Source organism: Burkholderia sp. AU38729 (assembly GCF_020419725.1).
GTDB lineage: Bacteria > Pseudomonadota > Gammaproteobacteria > Burkholderiales > Burkholderiaceae > Burkholderia.
Genome location: NZ_JAIZQO010000021.1, coordinates 50,080 through 69,410 on the forward strand (window position 1 = coordinate 50,080; position 19,331 = coordinate 69,410).

At 67.8% G+C, this 19,331-nt stretch carries 8 protein-coding genes and 1 pseudogene; 8 read left to right on the top strand and 1 reads right to left on the bottom strand.

Annotated features, from left to right (window positions below; genetic code table 11):
- The first annotated feature begins 263 nt into the window (after nucleotides 1-263).
- From LGM56_RS35525 to LGM56_RS35560, 8 genes are all read left to right on the top strand, one after another.
- Nucleotides 264-1,502: a thioesterase domain-containing protein gene (locus LGM56_RS35525; RefSeq protein ID WP_226208113.1), complete on the top strand. Its 1,239-nt coding sequence runs from the start codon at nucleotides 264-266 to the stop codon at nucleotides 1,500-1,502.
- Nucleotides 1,495-3,324, top strand: coding sequence for an amino acid adenylation domain-containing protein (locus LGM56_RS35530; protein WP_226208114.1), 1,830 nt, complete (start codon nucleotides 1,495-1,497; stop codon nucleotides 3,322-3,324). The genes LGM56_RS35525 and LGM56_RS35530 overlap by 8 nt, the downstream gene beginning before the upstream one ends.
- Nucleotides 3,325-3,389: 65 nt before the next feature.
- Nucleotides 3,390-4,919 (top strand): flavin monoamine oxidase family protein, encoded by a 1,530-nt coding sequence (locus LGM56_RS35535; RefSeq protein WP_226208115.1) that lies wholly within the window; start codon nucleotides 3,390-3,392, stop codon nucleotides 4,917-4,919.
- Entirely contained in the window at nucleotides 4,906-14,634 is a 9,729-nt protein-coding gene (locus LGM56_RS35540) for a non-ribosomal peptide synthetase/type I polyketide synthase (protein WP_226208116.1), read from the top strand. The genes LGM56_RS35535 and LGM56_RS35540 overlap by 14 nt, the downstream gene beginning before the upstream one ends.
- Before the next feature lie 52 nt (nucleotides 14,635-14,686).
- Entirely contained in the window at nucleotides 14,687-15,925 is a 1,239-nt protein-coding gene (locus LGM56_RS35545) for an MFS transporter (RefSeq protein ID WP_089494902.1), read from the top strand.
- A 76-nt stretch (nucleotides 15,926-16,001) separates the two neighbouring features.
- Nucleotides 16,002-17,285: a beta-ketoacyl-ACP synthase II gene (fabF, locus tag LGM56_RS35550; protein ID WP_218828067.1), complete on the top strand. Its 1,284-nt coding sequence runs from the start codon at nucleotides 16,002-16,004 to the stop codon at nucleotides 17,283-17,285.
- A gap of 130 nt (nucleotides 17,286-17,415) precedes the next feature.
- Complete coding sequence (locus LGM56_RS35555; RefSeq protein ID WP_226208117.1) at nucleotides 17,416-17,901, top strand: winged helix-turn-helix transcriptional regulator; 486 nt, start codon at nucleotides 17,416-17,418, stop codon at nucleotides 17,899-17,901.
- Nucleotides 17,902-18,067: 166 nt separating this feature from the next.
- A complete protein-coding gene (locus LGM56_RS35560; RefSeq protein ID WP_089431111.1) occupies nucleotides 18,068-18,784 on the top strand; it encodes a helix-turn-helix transcriptional regulator in 717 nt (238 codons plus the stop codon).
- A 165-nt stretch (nucleotides 18,785-18,949) separates the two neighbouring features.
- Here the strand turns inward: LGM56_RS35560 and LGM56_RS35565 are convergent.
- Nucleotides 18,950-19,114: pseudogene (locus LGM56_RS35565) on the bottom strand (ISNCY family transposase); the annotation flags it as partial.
- Between the last annotated feature and the right edge of the window lie 217 nt (nucleotides 19,115-19,331).

Sequence of the window (19,331 nt, forward strand, 5' to 3'; positions counted from 1 at the left end):
ATTTAATTGATTTTCAAGACGTATCAGGGTGGAGCGGGGGAGGATTGTATCGACTATTTTCTCGAAATGATCGCTGTCAGAACAGACAGCTTTATTCACACCGATGACACCTGATGTTTGTGTCAGGGATATCTGTCAGATATTGCAGGTTCACGACAACGGATTTTGATTGTCTAATCACATTCCGCAACGGTGATTTGATATTTAATATATTTTTTGCATGTTCAAAGAAACGTGCGGTTTGCAAATCGGGTAAATACAGAATGATGCGGACGGACGATATCGCCCCGCGCCTGCGGGCCAGCCTGGCCCAGGTTCTCGGAGCGCCGCTCCATTACGGTTTTCTCGCGGCGTTGTGCCGCGCCGGGGTGCGCGGCGTCGATGGCGGCAACGACGCGACCATCACGATCCGCAGACGCTCGGCCGTCGGCGCCGCGCCCCCGGCGATCACGATCGGACCGCCCGAGATCGCCGGTGCTTTCCGCACGCTGGTCCGACGGGTCGCCGATCGTCTCGACGCGGCGGGGGGCGCGGACGCCGGCGCCGCCCTCGATCAATGGGAGCTCGAGGTCCGCGGCGGCGCACACGGCCCCATCGTGCTGCGGCCGCACGACCCGACGCAGGCGAACGCATGGCAGGTGAGCGTTGCCGGCGCGCCGGCGCTCGCGGCCGCCATCGGCGACAGGTGGCGTCACACCGCAGCCGAGCTCGCCGATCAGCTGGCCGTCGATCCGATCGTCGACGTCACGCGCGTGCTCGCCGGACGCGCGGCGCGCGATGCAAGCGATGCCGTGCTGACCCTGATTCACGGCGCCGACGGCAGCGTCGTGCCGTTCGCGCCGCTGGCCGCGCGGCTGCCGTTCATCGTCAGGGCGTTTCGCGGGGTGCCGGCGCAACTCGCGCAGGCCGCCGACCTGAAGGACCTCGCGCACCGCTATGTCGATGCACTGTGCGAGATCGACGACCGGCCTTTCCACTGGATCGGCGGTCACTCGTTCGGTGCGGTGGTGGCGCGCGAAATGGCTGCCCTGCTCGAGCAGCGCGGCAAGCGCCTGGGCGTCGTGGTCAGTCTGGATCCGTCGCTGGCCCTGGCGGCCCGCGAGCGTGTGAGCGACGACCGCACGGAGCGCGTCACGCTGCTCAAGGCGATGTTTCCGCCGGCGGAAGCCGATCGCGTCCTCGCCGAATCGCCGAGCGACAGCGAAATCGACGCCTGCCTGCGTCGGCGCATGCCCGCCGCCCGCCTGCGCGAGGTGCTCGACATGCGCCGCACGTGCCTGGCATTGCTGAAGTCCCACCGCACCGCCGCGGCCCCGGCCGCGCGCGTGGCATGCCTGCACGCGCGCGAGCCGCTGCTGCCCGACTGGCATGCGCACGCGCTGCAGCATCGCGTGCAGGGCATCGAAGTACCCGGCAATCACTTTTCAATGCTCTCGGAGCCGCACGTCGCCTGTGTCGCTTCGATCGTTCAATCCCTTCGTCCTGAATCCTGCGATGACTGAATCCATCTATTCACCCCGCATCCCGCATCTGGCCTTCGAGCAGCGCGCCGCAGCGGCACCCGATCGAATCGCGGCCCTCTCGGAGCGCGAAAGCGTGACCTACGGTGAGATGAACGCGCGCGCGAACCGGCTGGCGCGTTTCCTGCGCGATGAAGTCGGCATCCGTGCCGGCGAGGCCGTCGGCGTGTGCACGGATCACGATCCTGTCAGGCTCGTCGCGTTGCTGGCCATCCTGAAGTGCGGGGCCGTCTACGTGCCGGTCGACGCCGCGTGCCCCGAGGACCGGATGCGTCACATGGTCCAGCGCGCGCGCATCGCGTTCGTGCTGACGGCCCTGGAAGGTCGCGCGATGACGCAGCTCGGCGACGTGCCGCAAAGCGACGTCTATGCGGCGTTGAATCGGGCGAGCCAGTTGTCGTCCGACAATCTCGGACTGGATGCCGAGCTGCACGATCCGCTCTACATCATCTTCACGTCCGGTTCCACCGGGCTGCCGAAGGGCGTTGCCGTCTCGCATGCCGCCGCGTGGAATCACTTCAGCTGGATCATCGACTACCTCGGTTTCCGCGAGGACGATCGCTGGCTGCAAAGCATCAACCCGTGTTTCGACCCATCCATGCACGAGCTGCTCGCGCCGCTGACCATCGGCGCGACGGTGTGCTTTCTCGGCGGCACGCACCGGATCGACAGCGTCGAGATCGTGGCCGCGATCCGGCGGCATGCGGCCACGCACATCACGACCGTGCCGACGATGTTCAACCTCATCACGCAAACGCCGGGCTTCGAACAATGCACGAGCCTGAAGGCGATCTGCGTCGGCGGCGAGGTCTTCCGTCCGTCGCTCGCGGAGCGCGCCCGGCGCCTGTTGCCCGACACGGTCGTCCACAACGTGTACGGGCCGACGGAGGCGACGATCATGGCGAGCGCATGGCCGTTCGACGACGCGCCGCGGGATTCGCTGCCGATCGGCGCACCGGTTTCGCACACGCGCTTCTACCTGCGTCGAACCGCGGCGGACGGCGTGACCGACGCGATCGTGCCGACGACGCCGGGGGAGGAGGGCGAACTCTGCATCAGCGGCGCGGCACTGGCCAACGGCTACGTGAACGACGCCGCGGAAACGGCGCGGCGCTTCATCGCGAATCCGCTGTTCGAGACCGGTGACCTGCCGGTGTACTCGCGCATCTACCTGACGGGCGACATCTGCCGGGTCGATGCAGACGGCCTCGTTCACTGCGTGGGGCGCGTGGACGACCAGGTGAAGATCAACGGCCAGCGCGTCGAACTGGCGGAGATCGAATCCGCGGTGCTGCGCTCGCCGATGGTGCGCGATGCCACCGCGCTCGTCGTCGGCGACCGGCTGACCGCCATCGTGGTTCTGGCCGACGGCCACGACGCCGCGTGGAGGCAAGCGCTGAGCGAAACCGCTGCCCACGCGCTGCCGGCCGCCTGGCTGCCGAAGGACTGGGTCGCGGTCGCGGAGATCCCGCGCCAGGCGACGAGCGGCAAGGCGGACCGGCGCGCGCTCGTCGACCTCTGCCGCCAGGCCAGCGAGCGCACCCGGGCGGATGACGTGCCGGCCAACGACGTCGAATCCGAAATCGGCCGCGCGCTGGCCCAGTTGATCGGCCTGGGCAGTGATGCGTTGATCGACCGGGACGAACCGTTCGCGGATATCGGGCTCGATTCGCTGGGCGTTCAGGCGCTGTCGCTGCGGCTCAGCGCCGCCTTCGGGGTGTCCCTCCGTGCCGAAGACATGTTCGAGTACTACACGATCGACCTTCTTTCGCGGGAAATCCACTCGCGGCTTGCAACGGCATGAGAACGACACCGGTCGCCGCGCGCAATGGCGCACGCGGCACCGGGTCTTCCAGACGGAGAATTCATTTGGATACCGATGTACTGATCGCCGGTGGCGGTCTGGCTGGCCTGTATGCCGCCTATGAACTGAAGAAGCGTCACCCCGGACTGCGGGTTCGCCTGGTCGAGATGCTGTCTCGCATCGGCGGCCGGGTGCAGACCGACGAGATGCTCGCCGGCGCATTCCGTGCGGAATACGGCGCCGTGCGAATCGAGCCCGATCTTCAGCCGCTCGTCGACGCCTTCGTGCAGGCGCTCGCCGTACCCGTGCAACCCATTTCGTCGCACGAGGCAGGTTCGTCGATCCGTCCGTGCGCGGCGAAGCTGACCGAGGACGAGCGCGCGCTGCTGGCGGATCCGCGCGCGCACGATCCGCCCTGGGCGCTGCTGATGCATGCGGTGCGCGTGATCGTCGCGGACCAGTGGGACCTCGACGGCGACCGCTTCGACCGGCCCGGCCGGGCCGAGGCACTGGCGAGATTCCGCACGCACGCCCAGTTTGGAGGCATGCCGCTTTACCAGCAGGGTATCTGGAACGTGCTGTCGAACGTACTGAGCCATGAAGCGGTCGAGTTCACGCGCGAGAAGGGGGCGTTCTACAACTTCAAGAACGCGAACCCGAATGCCGCGGAATGGATCGCGACGCTGCTCGACCTGCGCCTGCTCGAGCGTCCGTCCTACCTGCCGGTCGGCGGCATGCAGACGCTGATCGACTACGCAGGGCGCGCGGTGCGCGCACTGGGCGTCGACGTGGTCGTGGATCACGCGCTCGTCGACTTGTCGGAGCAGCCCGACGGCGCCATCGCCGCGACGATCGAAGACGTGTCGACCGCGGAGCGGCGCCGCGTCGTCGTCCGGTGCGGGCGCGTCGTGCTCGCGCTGCCGCAGCGCCCGCTCCGGGCGCTTGCCCGCTGCCTGCCGCCGGCCGTGACCGCCAGCCTCGACGCCGTCGTCCCGTTCCCGATCACGTGGGCATGCTGCGTGGTCGAGGATCCGTGGTGGAACGCCGACACGCCGCCAGGCAGCGGCGAAGGCGCGATGGTCCGGGCCGCTCATTTCGAGGTCCACCCCAGCCAGCCTGAACGGTACGGCATGGCGATGTTCTACAGCGACGAACCGTGGCATCAGTACTGGGCCAACCTGATCGACACGGAAGAAGGCCGCCGCGGCTGGCAGTCGGCCCCGTATCGCAACCGGGGCGAGCGCCTGAAGGCGGCGCTCGTCCGGACGCTGCAGCAGACGTTCTCGCGCGACGACACGCCGCGCATCCTCGAATGGGGCATCCGCGACTGGAGCATGGCGCCGTTCGGCGCCGGCGTGCATTTCTGGCGCCCCGGCTACCGCTCGGCGGACGTGATTCGGCAACTGGCCGCGTTCGGCATCGGCGCCGATCCGGCCAACCGGCGCGTGCATATCTGCGGCGAGGCCTATTCGGACCTGCAGGGCTTCTTCGAAGGCGCCTGCCGTTCGGTGCAATGCATGCTGCAACAGATCGACGCGCAGAACGGAACGGAAAAACACAACGCAACGACGGAGTCGAGCAATGAAGCAGCGTGAACGGGTACCGGAGGAAATCTCCATTGTCGGCATGGCGTGCGAGTTGCCCGGTACCGCCCATTCGCTCGATGCTTTCCGTGCCGTGGTGCTGGACGGGCGGGAAGCGACCGGGCCGATGCCGGCCGGCCGTTTCGGCGCGGACCGCGCCGCGACGCCGCCGCAAGCGCTGCACGGGGGCTTCCTTGCCCGCTCGCCGTGGGCATTCGATCCGGCGGTGTTCTCGATCGCGCCGAAAGAGGCCATCTACATGGATCCGCAGCATCGATTGCTGCTGGAAACGAGCTATCACGCCATCGAGGACGCGGGCATCGACCCGTCGTCGCTGAGGAAGCAGCGCTGGGGCGTATTCGTCGGTCTGAGCACGCTCGACTATGCACGCCGGATGGCGAGCAGCGACGACTACAACGGTTTCCTGAGCCGCGGCGCGCTGGGGAGCATGGCCGCGGGGCGGATCGCCTATCACCTCGGCCTCGAAGGCCCGGCATTCGTCGTCGATACCGCATGCTCGTCGTCGCTGGTGGCGGTTCACCAGGCGCTCGGCGCGCTGGCCGCGGGCGAATGCGACGCGGCGATCGTGGCCGGCGCGTCGCTCATGCTGACGCACGATTACAGCGTGGATCTGGCGCAGGCCGGCATGCTGGCCGCCGACGGTCGCTGCAAGACCTTCACGCGACACGCCGACGGCTTCGCGCGCGGCGAAGGCATCGGCGCCGTCGTGTTGATGCGCCAATCGGACGCCGTGCGCACCGGCAAGCGGATCTACGCGAACCTGCTCGGCAGCGCCGTGAACAGCGACGGCCGCAGCAACGGCATCACCGCGCCTTCGCAGGCCGCCCAGCGGCGCGTGATCGAAGACGCGCTGTCGAGCGCCGCGCTGACGCCGGCCGACGTCTCCTATGTCGAAACACACGGGACCGGCACCGACCTCGGCGATCGAATCGAGCTGTCGGCGCTCGCCGACGTGTTCGGCAAGCGCATGCATCCGCTGTATCTCGGGGCGGTCAAGGCCAATATCGGCCATTGCGAGGGGAGCGCCGGGATCGCGAGCCTGATCAAGGCGGCTCTGTGCGTGTCCGCGCGGCAACTCGCGCCGCATTGCATGGCCGACGATATCAGCGAGGATCTGCCGCTTGCCCGCTTCCAGGGCGTGATCCCTGCGACTGCCACGGACTGGCAGCCGGGCGATCCGGACGGGCGGCTGATCGCGGGCGTCAGCTCGTTCGGCATGAGCGGCACCAACGCGCACGTCGTGCTGGGCGAGTCGCGCGCCCATCGTGCGGCCACGCCGGCGGCGGAGCGCCGCAGCGGCGCGAGCCTGCTGTTCCTGTCGGCGCGCACGCCGGCGTCGGTTCAGGCGCTGGCTGACGCCTATGCGGATACGATCGAGGCATCGCCCGATATCGACCTGCACGCACTGTGCGACGCGGCGCTGGCGAACCGCCAGGTGTGGCCGCATGCGTCGATCGCGGTCGCGGCCGGCAGCCCGGCCGAACTAGTCGAACGGTTGCGCGCGCGTTGCGCCGCACCGGTCCCGACGACGCGGCTGCAGCGCGTCGCGATGGTCTTCACCGGGCAGGGCAGCCAGTACGCCGGCATGTCTCGCAGCCTGTTCGACGCCAACCGGCGATTCCGCGCGTTGCTCACAGAATTCGCGGGTCACGTCGACCGCATCGTCGGCTGGAGCACGCCGTTGCTGCCGCGCATGCTGGCCACCGAGCAGGTGGCGGGCGCGACGCTGCCGCTCGCGCGCGAACAGCGGACGTCCCAGCTCTCGCTGCTCGTCCTGCAATGCGCGCTCGCGCGGTTCTGGCAGGAACTCGGTTGCCGGCCCTACGCCGTGCTCGGGCACAGTGTCGGTGAATATGCGGCGGCGTGGTTCGCCGGCGCATTCGACTTCGACACGGCGGCCCGCCTGGTGCTGGCGCGCGCCGATGCCATGGAGCGGGCGTGTACGGTCAGCCCCGGAAAGATGCTGTCGATCGCTGCGCCGCGGCAGGTCGTCGAGGCGCTGATCGACGAGGTCAATCAGGGCCTGCCGTCGGCCGCGCTGTGGCTGTCGGCGCTGAACGCACCCGAATCGACCGTGGTCGCCGGGTCCGAGGCGGCCGTGCTGGCCGCCGCGGAGCATGCCCGGCGGCAAGGCCTGACGACCCTGCCGCTCGACACGCAGGGCGCATTTCATACGCCGCTGATGCAAGCCGCGGCAGACGAATTCGCCGCGCATGCGGCGCGTCTCCTGGCCGGCGGCGTCGCGGTGGCGCGACCGTCCGTCCGTTTCGTGAGTTCCGTCGAGGGATGGGTCGGGTCCGTGCAAATGGACGCGGCACCGGGTTCGCCGGCCTACTGGGCCGAACAGATCGTGCGGCCCGTCGATTTCGCGGCCGCCGCCGCCGGGCTCGTCGGCGACGACGTCGACGCGGTGCTCGAAATCGGGCCGCGTCCTGTTCTCTGCGGCCTCGTCGCGGCCACCGCGCGGGCGGCACGGCGCGGGTTGGCGTGCCTGCCCAGCATCGACCGGCGCGGCGCCGACGACGCAACGTTCCTGCGTGCCGCAGGACACCTCGCGGAAGGCGGTGCACTGGACATCCGGAAGGCCATGCAGGCATTCGGCGATGCGCGGGCCGCCGGGCCGTTCGTCGAACTGCCGACATATCGTTTCGACCACACGCTGCTGCAACCGGCGTCGTGGCCGCACACCGTCTCCCGCGCGAGCACCCGTGCCGCGCCGCCACAGCCGCTGCGCGATGCGCCGGTCTGGTCGGGCATCGACTTTCGCGCGACCTTGCAGGTCGACCTCGGCACGCCCGCGCTCGACTGGATCAATCAGCACCGGATTCACGGCCGGGCGATCGTACCCGGTGCGTTCTACCTGTCGACAGGCGTCGCGCTCGCGATGCAGGCGATCGCGCGAGCGCGCCGACAGGGTCCTGCCGGCGCGATGATTCAGCTCGACGATCTGACGGTCAGCCGGCCGCTCGCCTTCGACGATCCGGCGGCGACGCACGAGGTGGCCTGCCACGTGGCCGGTCCCGCGCACGATGGCCGCTACACGATCGTCTATCGGCTGCCGGACGATGGCGATGCCGAACTGGCGCGCGTGCACGTCGCATCGGAACACGCGCCGCTGCCGCCGTCGAGCGGCCGGTTCGACGAGCAGCCAGGCGAATGGGCGCGCCCGGACGCGTTCTTTGACGAATATGCGCGCCGGGGCGTCCAGTACGGCCCGCTGTTCCAGCGGATCGCCGCCTACCAGCGCGTCAGCGACACCGAGGTACGCTGCCGCATCGCACCGCCGGATGCGCAGCCGGCCCTGCCGCTCAGTCACAGTGCGTTCATCGACACGTGCTTCCAGTCGCTCGGTGTATGCCGAGGCCGTCCGGAGAGCGCCTATGCCCCCGTCGCACTCGAGTCGATCCGGATCGATCCGGACGCGCGCTGGTCGTCGGCGCTGACTTGCCGGGCCGTGCTGCGGGAGTCGAGCGACACGATGCTGGTCGGCGACGTGCTCGTCCAGGACGAATCCGGCCGGGACGTTGCAACACTGCATGGCGTGACCTGCGTGCGCCTGTCGGCAAGCGCCGCCGAGCGCCATGACGTGCATTTCCGGGTCGAATGGGTGCGCGACGGTGTCCCGGCGTTGTCGGCCGGCGCGTCGCTGAGCGGCGAAACGTGGCTGTTGCTCGCACCGGCGGATGCGCCGGCGCCCGATCGCTGGCACGAAGGTCTTGCCGCGCGCGGCGCGGCAAGCCGCTTGCTCGCGTTGCCGGGAGCCTCGCATCGGGACGGCAAGCCGATCGACGAACCGCAGGCGGACGGCGCGCGAGTCCGCACGATCGTCGTCTGGGCGCCTCACGCGTGGCTGTCCGGCGCAGCGTCCTATGGCGCGGTCGCCGCTTTCGTTCGAGACGTGCGGCGCAGCATCGAGACGGTGTCGGACCGGCAACCGGGACAGCCGCTGCAGGTCTGCCTCGTGACGGAGACGGGTCATGCCGCGCCGGACGTGCTGGGCGCGGCGACGATGCAGGCGCTCGCGGTCCACTTGCAGGCCGAACTGCCCACGCTGGACGCGGCAATGCTCGAGGTCGCCGTCGCGGGCGATCGCGTCGTCGACGCGATCCTGGCGGTCCGGGACGTCAAGCCGGGCATCACGTCGCGGCGCATCGCGACACCGCTATGGCGTATCGACGACGCTGGGCTGGCGCGCCGCGAAACCGTGGCCGGCCTGCCGGAAGTCGACGGCGACAACGCGCTTCAGCCGCGCGGCGACGGCCGCTACCTCGTAACCGGCGCGTTCGGCGGGGCGGGCAAACATCTCGTCGAACATCTTGTCGACGATTGCGGATGCCGGAACCTCGTCCTGATGCGCCGACGCGCGTTGACGCCGGACGACGAGGATCACCGATGGGTGGCGGGCCTGCGCGAGCGGTCCGGCGCGACGATTCAACTGCTCGTCGCGGATCTCGCCGCCGCCGAGGTCGACGGTGCGTGGCTGACTGCTCATGCGGGTGCGCTGGACGGCATTTTTCACCTGGCCGGCGCGACCGCCGACCGGAACATCCTGGACACCGACGCGGCGCAACTCGACACCGTTCTCGGCGCCAAGTTGCGCGGGGCGTCGGTGCTCCACGACTACGCGTGCGGGCAGCCTTCGATCGGGTTCATCGTGTATTTCTCGTCGCTGGCGTCGCTGGTCGAATCGCCGGGCCAGATTTCGTATGCGATCGCGAACGCGGGGCTGCAACGGCTGGCCGCGCACGGTGCTTCGCTCGGCCTGCCGGCCATCGTGGTCGACTGGGGGCCGTGGGCGGACACCGGCATGTTGAAGCGGGTGGGGGCGCGCGCACCGTCGCGCTCGCTGCGACGGCTGCAACCGCTCGCCCCGCAAGCCGCCTGCGCGGCATTGACCGCCGCGATGGCGCGCATCGGGCGCGGCGCGCATCTGGCGATTTATCGCGTCGTCCCGGAAGCGCCCGCACGATCGGGCGACACGCTCGCGACACGCGACGCAGCCGCGGCCACGATCGGGCCGGCGTCGGCCACGACGACAGCCGATGGCGCGTTCGCGCTGCTGAGCAGGCTGATCGCCGCGGAAACGGGCCATGCGCCGCACCAGATTGCCAGGACGTCGACGCTGGACGAACTCGGGCTCGATTCGGTCGGCACGATCCGGATTCGCAGCGAACTGCAGGGGCGACTCGGGCTGAGCCTGCCCGCGAGCCTGTTCTTCGACAGCGCGACGCTCGCCGATATCCATGACCGATTGGTGGAGTCGATGAGCCAGGCGACGGCGACGGCTCAAGCCGAGGCCGCGCCGGTGAAGGAGGGCGGTGCACCGGCCCGCGTACCGCTTTCGTACAATCAGTTCGCGATCTGGTACGAGCAGATCCGCCACCGCGACAGCCGCGCCTACAACTGCGCAGTCGGCTGGCGCGTGGCCGGCGAGGGGCTCGACCTGGATCGGCTGGCGGCGCGATGGCGCGCGCTGCTTGGCGAACACGAATTGCTGCGCGCGACGTTCGACGAAGTCGAGCACGAGCCGGGATACGTCATTCATTCGCTTGACGAAACGTTCTCGCGTTGCGCGATCGCGACCGAGGACGCCGCATCGGGTGTCGACGTCGACGCCCGGATCCAGGCGTTGCTGGTCGCGTCGCCCGACCTCGCGACCGACTTCGCGACGCGCGTGAACGTGCTGCGCGTGTCGCCGCGCGAATGGTATCTGGTCGTGACGTCGAATCACCTCGTGATGGATGCCGCGACCATTTTCATCGTGGGCGTCCAGCTTCTTCAGGCGATGTGCGGCACCACGGCACCGCTGGTCGATTCCGATGCACCCTATCGCGACTTCGTGGCCACGCAACGGGCACTCGATGCGACGACCCTGACGGCCGCACGCGCATTCTTCGTCGAGCGGATCATCGACGGCGACGGCGTCCCCGTCAGCGTCGACCTGCCGGTGGATCGGGTGCGCACGGAGCAGGGCGCGAAAACCGGCGGCACGGTGCGCGTACCGGTGTCGCGGCGCCTGGCCGACCAGCTCAACGCGATGCCGGGCGGACGGCGCGCGGCCGTGCATCTCGCCACGTGGCTGTTGCTGCTCGCGCGATACTCGAACCAGAATCGCGTGATCACGGGCGTCGCGTTCAACGGTCGTTCGGCACAACGCTGGCGCAACACGGTTGGCCATTTCGTCAACGTGCTGCCGCTCGTCAGCGAAGTCGACGAAAACCAGACCGTCACGGCGGCGGTCGACCGGGTCCGGCGCGCACTATTCGAGTTGGTCGATTACCAGGACGTCCCGCTCGCGCTGTTGATGCGCGACGAACGCCTGCGTTCCGCCAGCAGTTCGGCAGGGCTGTTCCAGACGTATTTCAACTACTTCGATGCCTCCGAGATGGTGGTCGACGTCGGTGCCCGGTGCGACGCGACACCGCTCGACATCACGCAGCAGGAAGCGCAATTCGACCTGAGTGCGTGGGTGACGCAACGTCAGCACGATTGGGCGATCGACCTCAAGTACGCCGATGCCGTGTTCGACCGCGCGACGGTCGAACAGATCGCGGAGCATTACGCGACGCTGCTGGTGGCGTTGTCCGACCCCGCTCATGCCGAACGCGAAGTGGGCTCGATCACGATGCTGCCCGCCGACCAGCTGCAGTTGCTGGCATCCGGGCGCGGCCCGGTGCCGCGCGACACGCGGGATATCGATCCGGGCGACACGGCATGCGTGCACGAGCAGTTCGCCCGGCGCGCGCAAGAGACGCCGGACGCGGTCGCCATCGAATGGGGCGAACGACGGCTGACCTATCGTGAATTGAACGCGCTGGCCGATACCGTGGCCGATACGCTGCACCGCCAGGGCGTGGGCAGCGAGACGACCGTCGGCATCCTGATGCCGCGTTTCGGGTGCCCGGAATCCATCATCGCGATCCTCGCGATCTGGAAATGCGCTGCCGCGTACGTCGCACTCGACCTGAAGCATCCGGCGGCGCGCACGGGCTACATGATCGACACGGCCCGCTGCGCGATGGTGTTGACGCAACGGCACCGGCTGTCCGACGACGTGCGGCAGGCGCTCGCCGAGCGCGACGCGCTGGGGCTGTGCGACGTCGTGCTTCGCGCGGACCACTCCGCGATCGACTGCGACGTCGTGCAAGCCGGCCGCGTGCAGCATCACGCTCGACTGGAACCGAACGGCGACTACGCCGATCGCGGCGGCCAGCTCGCTTACGTGCTGTTCACCTCCGGCAGCACCGGCAATCCGAAGGGCGTGCTGGTCGAGCATCTGGGCCTGACCCAGCGCCTGCGCTGGATGGAGCGCCATTTCGGCTTCTCGGCGAGCGACCGGTTCCTGCAAGGGACGGTGCTGACGTTCGATATCTCGGTGCCCGAATTCTGCCTGCCGCTGATGACGGGCGGGGTCGTCGTGCTGATGGAGGAAACGGACGGGCCGGCCGGCCACGCCGCCGTGTGCGTACGCCACGACGTGACCATGATGAGCACCGTGCCGTCGCTGCTGAACCTGCTGCTCGAGCCGCTCACCCGCTGCCCGACGCTGCGCCACGTGATTTCGGTCGGCGAGGCCTTGATGCAGCCGGTGGTGCGCGCATGGCTCGCGTCGGGCACGACCACGACGCTCAACAACCTGTACGGGCCGACGGAAGTGACGATCTATGCGACGCATCATGCATGCACCCAGGTGCCCGACGGGCCGGGCGCATCGATCGGCCTCGCGTGCGACGGCGTGCGCTGCTGGGTGCTGGACGCACGCGGCCGCCCGGTGCCGCCTGGCGTGCCCGGCGAGTTGTACCTCGGCGGCAGCGGCGTGGCGCGCGGCTACATCGGCACGCTCAAGACGCCCGACGCGTTCTCCGCCAATCCGTATCAGGACGGTGCGACGCGCATGTACCGCACCGGCGACATCGTCAAATGGCGGCGCGACGGCGAACTCGACTACATCGGTCGCAACGATTTCCGCGTGAAGCTGCGCGGGCTGCTGGTCGAGCTGGGCGAGATCGAACACGTGCTGATGTCGCACCCGGGCGTCCGTCACGCGAGCGCACTCGTGGTCGATGTCGGCGCCGCCTCGTCAGTCGGACGGCAGATCGTCGGCTGCGTCATTGCGGACGGGTTCGACGAGCCTGCCGTGCTGGCCGGCGCGAAAGCGCGGTTGCCGGATTACATGGTGCCGTGGCGCCTGATGCTGTTCGACGCATTTCCGTCGAACAGCAGCGGCAAGGTCGACCGGAAGGCGCTCACGGAACGCGTGCTGGCCCGGATCGAGCAGGACGCCGATGCACGGCGTCCCGCCGACGCGGCGGAGGCGTTGTCGCCGGAACAGGCGGCCTTGTGCACGCTATGGAAGACGCAGCTCGACCTGGCCTCGATCGGGACCCGCGAGAACTTCTTCCAGCTCGGCGGCGATTCGCTGTCGTTGACGCGCATGGTCCTCGCCGCCGAACGCGAGCTCGCGCTGAAGATCGACTTCAGCCGCTTCCTGACCAACCCGACGATCGACGGTTTCCTTGCCGCATGTGCGCACCGGCCCGACGGGGCGACGACGACGAACGACGCCGTCAACCGGCAGGAGGATGCGCCGTATGCGGCGGATCTGGCGGCCGTCGCGACGCTGCCGGCATTCACGGGGACGACGGCGAAGGCAGCGGACGCCTATCTGCTGACCGGCGCGACCGGGCACCTCGGCGCGTGGCTCCTGCGGATGCTGCTCGAGGAAACGCACGCGGACGTCTACGTGCTGGTGCGCGGCAACGACGACGCCGACGCGCGCGCGCGTCTCGACGCCCGCTACCGTGCCATGTTCGGCGGCGCGCTGCCCGTCGCGCGTGTCCGGATCTGCCGCGGCGACGCAACCGTGCCGCGGTTCGGCATGGACGACGACAGCCATGCGCGGTTGCTGACCCATGTCACGCAGGTCGTGCATTGCGCGGCGCACGTCAATCACGCGGCCGACTACGCCTTCATGCGCGAGGGCAACGTCGGCGCGAGCCGGCACGTCCTGGCGTTTGCGTCGGCCGCGAAAGTCGCCCACGTGCACTACATTTCGACGCAGTACACGGAGCTGGGATCGCTGCCGGAACAATGGCTCGACCACGCGGCGATCCGCGCGTTGTCGTCGGGTTACGAACGCTCGAAGTTCGTGGCGGAAGCCTGCTTCGCGCAATCGGTACTGCACGGCTATCCCACGTCGATCTATCGGCTGCCGTTGCTGATCGACGACCGCGATCCGAACCTGAAACGGCAGAACCATTTCGTCGCGTTCAGCAATAAGTGCGTGGCGATGGGCGCTTACCCGGATCTTCCCGTTGCGGTGCCGGTCATGCCGACGGAACACGTGGCCCGCTACATCGTCCGTCGCAGCAAGGTCACCATGATGTCGGCCGTGCGCAATGTCCATATCGACGATCTGGATTTTCGCGCGATCGTGGCGCGGCTGCGCAACGGATCGACGCTGCGCGGGATACCGGCCGCCGAATGGGTGGCCCGCGCCCGCGACGAGACGCCCGAATCCGATCCGTTCTTCAGGATGTTGCCGCTGTACAGCGCGCTCGGCGACGGCGTGGGGTGCGGGCGGCCCGTCGAACATGCCGCGTATCTCGACGAACTCGGCCGGCTGGAAATGCCGGCCGCCGACGACTCGGGCAACTGGCTGCTCGACACGACCGCAGCTTGCCTGGACCGGCTCGCGGCGCTTTGATCCCTTTCCCTGAACCCGGACGGACGGTTGCCCGTCCGTCCGCACGCTGACCATGAAGACATCCAAACTTGCCATTGCCTCGCTGTTCCTGACCATCTTTGTCGATGCCGCCGGCATCGGCATCGTGTTTCCCGCACTGACGCCGATGCTGCTCAACAACGAAACCGGCCTGTTTGCAGCGTCGGTGAGCGAGGCCACGCGCTATCAGATCTACGGCATCGTGCTGGCGCTCTATCCGCTGGCCATGTTCGCCGCGTCGCCGCTGCTCGGCGACATGTCCGATCGGTACGGCCGCAAACGGGTGTTGCTGCTGTGCCTGGGCGGCAACGCGCTCGGCATGCTCGGCACCGCTGCCGGCGTGTACGCCGGCAGTCTGTGGGGGGTGCTCGTCGGCCGCGCGATCTGCGGCCTGACCGCCGCGAGCCTGCCGGTTGCGCAGGCGGCCGTCATCGACATCAGCACGCCGGACACGAAAGCCGGCAACCTCAGCATGATCACTGCGGCGAACGGCGTGGGATTCGCGATCGGGCCGGTCATCGGTGGGGTGTTTTCCGGCACGGGCGGCGGTGCGTTCGGCGTCGCGCTGCCGTTCGTCATCGGTGCCGCCCTGGCGGCGCTCACGCTCGCGTTCGTGATCGCGTTCTTCACCGATCGTCGCGCACACGACGGCACCACGCCCGCGCGACGCACCGGCGCATGGCGGCGCATCGTCGCGAATGCGGCATCGCCGGTACTCCGCACGCCGCTCGTCATCCTCGCGGTGTTCCTGACCGGCTACTACATCTTCTTCAACTACATGTCGGCCTTTTCCCTGTTGCGGTATGGATTCGACGCGTTCTGGGAGGCGATGCTGCTGTCGTTCTACTCGGCCTGCTTCGCCGTGTCGCTGCTGTTCATCATTCCCGCACTGGCGAAGGCGTTTTCACCGCGCCAGAACCTCATGGGCAGCCTGATCGCGCAACCGGTCCTGATCGCACTGGTGATGATGGTCGACGCCCCCGTCAGCCTCTGGGCGGCCGTGCCGCTGCTCGCGCTCGCCGTCTCCAACTGCTATGTCACGCTGCTCAGCATCGCGTCGAACCGCGCGACTGCCGACGACCAGGGGCAGGTGCTGGGCGTCGTCTCGTCGATCAATGCGCTTGCCTGGGGCGTCGCCCCGATCGTGACCTCGTTGCTGCAGCCGCACTCGATCGTCCTCCCGGTCGCGACGTCCGCGCTGGTGCTCGTGACGGCGTGTGTGCTGGGCGGTCGCTTCTGCAACCAGGCGGTCGAACTCGAGGTCAGCCGATGAGCCCGCGTCAAGGTCATTCACCGCGAACCAACTGGAGAATTCAATGAATGCCATCACTCCCCAACTGCCTCATCCGCTGGGATTGCGGCGCGTCGTCGTGACGGGGCTCGGCCTCGTGACTCCGCTCGGCGTCGGTGTCGAACACTCGTGGCGGAACCTGCTCGCCGGTCGAAGCGGCATCACGACCATCGATCGCTTCGACACGTCGAATCTGCCTTGCAAGATCGCCGGGCTGATTCCCGCCGGCAACGCGCGCGACGGCGGCTTCGATGCGACCGAATGGGTCGAGGCGAAGGAAGTCAAGAAAATGGATCCGTTCATCGTCTATGCGATCGCGGCCGCCACGGAAGCGCTCGACGACGCACGATGGCATCCGGACGACCGGGCGCTGCAGAATCGCACCGGCGTCATGGTCGGTGCCGGTATCGGCGGGCTGCCGGGCATCGAGGCTGGATCGCGACAAATCGAGCGCGCGCCCGGCAAGCGGCTGTCGCCGTTCTTCATTCCGTCGAACCTGATCAACCTGGCCGCCGGCCAGATTTCGATCAAGTACGGCTTTCGCGGCCCGACGCACGCAACGGTCACGGCATGCGCATCCGGCGCCCATGCGATCGGCGATGCGGCGCGCCTGATCGCGCTCGACGACGCGGACGTGATGATCGCGGGGGGCGCGGAGGCCGCCGTGTGCGAGGTCGGGATCGCCGGTTTTGCCGCGGCGAAAGCGCTGTCCACGGGCTTCAACGACACGCCGGAGCGTGCGTCGCGGCCGTGGGATGCCGACCGCGACGGCTTCGTGATGGGTGAGGGCAGCGGCATGGTCGTCCTCGAGGAATACGGGCATGCGCTGGCGCGCGGCGCCCGGATCTACGCGGAAGTGATCGGTTACGGCATGTCGGGCGATGCTTATCACATCGTCGCGCCGCCGGACGATGGCGACGGCGCGGCCCGCGCGATGCTGGCCGCCCTCAAGCGTGCGCGCATCGAGCCGGACGCCATCGACTACATCAATGCGCATTCGACGTCGACGCCCGCCGGCGATCTGGCCGAGATCGCCGCGCTGAAACGCGTGTTTGGCGAGCATCTGTTCGGTGGTGCGTCGGTGTCCGCCACGAAGGCGTCGACCGGGCACCTGCTCGGCGCCGCCGGCAGCGTCGAAGCGGTGTTCGCGCTGCTGGCGCTCCGCGACCAGGTCGCACCGCCGACGATCAACCTCGATCGCCCGGCCCCCGAATGCGACGGCCTCGATCTGGTGCCGAACCGCAGCAAGTCGCGGCCGGTGCGTTACACGCTGTCGAATTCCTTCGGCTTCGGCGGAACGAACGCCGCGCTGATATTCGGCCCTCCGCCGGCAGACGCCTGATCCGGGGGCGTGCCGGACACGGCCGTCCGGCACGCCCTTGACGCCACAGGGCATCCGTCCGGATAGTCACTTGCATATTAGAAGTCACGATGTTAGCCTTCACGCCATGAGAACGACCAGCTTTAAATCGATGGAGTGCCCGACCGCGCGCGCACTCGACTGCATCGGCGAATCGTGGACGCTCCTGATCCTGCGGGATGCGTTGCAGGGGTGCACACGCTTCGACGAATTCCAGCGCAGTGTCGGGATTGCAACCAATACGCTGACGCGCAGATTGAAACGCCTGGTCGATCAGGGCCTGCTGGAGCGCCGGCGCTACATGACGCGACCCACGCGTTACGAGTACGTGCTGACGCAGATGGGCATCGACCTGTTCCCGCTGCTGGTCGTGCTGTTCGATTGGGGGAGCAAGTATCTCGTCAACGATGGTGTCGCGGTTCAGCAGATCGATCGGGAGAGCGGTCGGGTGTTGGAATCCGTGGTCGTCGACAGGAATGACCTGCAGCCGATTACCGTGGATCGCGTCCTGCTCAAGGCAGGGCCGGTCGCGTCGGCCGCCGTGCATGAACGTGTCGAGCAGGTGCGCGAGCTGCGCGAAAGTGCGTCGGGCAGCTAACCGCTCCCGTACCGTCGGCACCAGCCGGACTCGCCCCGAGTACCGGCCATGAAATACCGGATCGACCCGCGCGGGCGCCGCTTGTCGGCGGGCGAGCGCGGCGTTTCCGATGGTGTTGATGCGTGCTCGCGTTCGAGATCAGTGAAGAGTCAATACGGAGTTTGAATTGGTAGACGAATTCATGCCTATCCTTCAATCGCAGACGATGGAGGAACTCGGGGCCCACGTGGGAAGTTTCTGCCGCGAGGCCGGATACCAAACTTATATGTATTCGGTTGTCTCGTCCGGGTCCGCCGGCGAGACGGCCTTCAGTCACATCATCTCGAACTGCCCGGCCTGGCAGGATGTCTACGCCGAGCGCCGCTACGCGAATATCGACCCGATACTCGCCCACGCACGCACGTCTTCGCTGCCGCTGCGATGGGAGCGCGCGATGTACAGCTCCGGCGAGCAGCGGTGCCTCGAAGCGGACGCGCGTCGCTTCGGTCTCGTTCACGGCCTGAGCTTGCCGGTGCGCGGCCATCGCGGCGACATCGGCGTGCTGAGTGTGGCATCCGACGGCTCTGAAGGCATCCCGGCGCACGACCTCGGCCAGACCGCGAAACTCAGCCTGCTTTGCGCGTACATCGAGGAAAAGGTCACCATGATCGCGCGGGAAACCAAAGGGCAGGGCACCACGCGGATGTCGGGCATGAGTTCACGCGAACGGCAATGCCTGCAATGGTGTTCCGCCGGCAAGACGAGCTGGGAGATCGGCGAAATTCTCGGCATCACCGAGCGAACCGTGAATTTTCATATCGGCAATGTCGTTCGGAAGCTCAATGCCAAGGGCCGTCGCCATGCGGTGACGAAGGCCATCTCGCTCGGGCTGCTGTGCGTCTGAAAAGTGCGCGTCGGTTGTCTTGCGGCTTGGGTCTGATTGTTCCGTGTCTGATTGTTCCGTCAAGCTGGCGGAGGGAAACGGAACAGTCATCAATCGGCAGCACCCGGGTCCTGACAGCGGTTAGCGTCCTTCGCCCGGTGTCTCGGCATCGATCGCGTCCGCCTTGCCGTGCTCACGTGGCCTGCCGACGAACCGGCGAATTCGGCGGGTCGTCAACGCCAGCCGTTCGGCCGCACGCCATGGCTTGAGCTTGCCGTCCGCCACGTCCTGAATGACCTTGAATCGGTCCAGCTCGCGCATCGTCATCGTGATCCGTTCCGTTACAGCCATCGCAGCCTCCGGCGCCGGACACCCGGCGACCGAACAGCTTACGCGGCCCGAAAGCGGACATTTCAACTTTGCCCAGATGCGACATTACAACTTTGCTCTTACAACCAATGTCATACCCGGATTCAGATGTCCACCTTCCAGCCATTTAAAAATGTCCGGTTTTAAGGTTGTTTTTGCTGCGTCTTTTTCCTCGTTTTGAGCATTACGCAGTGTCGAA

Bases quoted from the DNA above. Each gene is read 5' to 3' on its own strand.
- LGM56_RS35545 (WP_089494902.1), top strand. From the start codon at position 14,687: ATGAAGACATCCAAACTTGCCATTGCCTCGCTGTTCCTGACCATCTTT.
- LGM56_RS35555 (WP_226208117.1), top strand. From the start codon at position 17,416: ATGGAGTGCCCGACCGCGCGCGCACTCGACTGCATCGGCGAATCGTGG.
- LGM56_RS35530 (WP_226208114.1), top strand. From the start codon at position 1,495: ATGACTGAATCCATCTATTCACCCCGCATCCCGCATCTGGCCTTCGAG.
- LGM56_RS35540 (WP_226208116.1), top strand. From the start codon at position 4,906: ATGAAGCAGCGTGAACGGGTACCGGAGGAAATCTCCATTGTCGGCATG.
- LGM56_RS35525 (WP_226208113.1), top strand. From the start codon at position 264: ATGATGCGGACGGACGATATCGCCCCGCGCCTGCGGGCCAGCCTGGCC.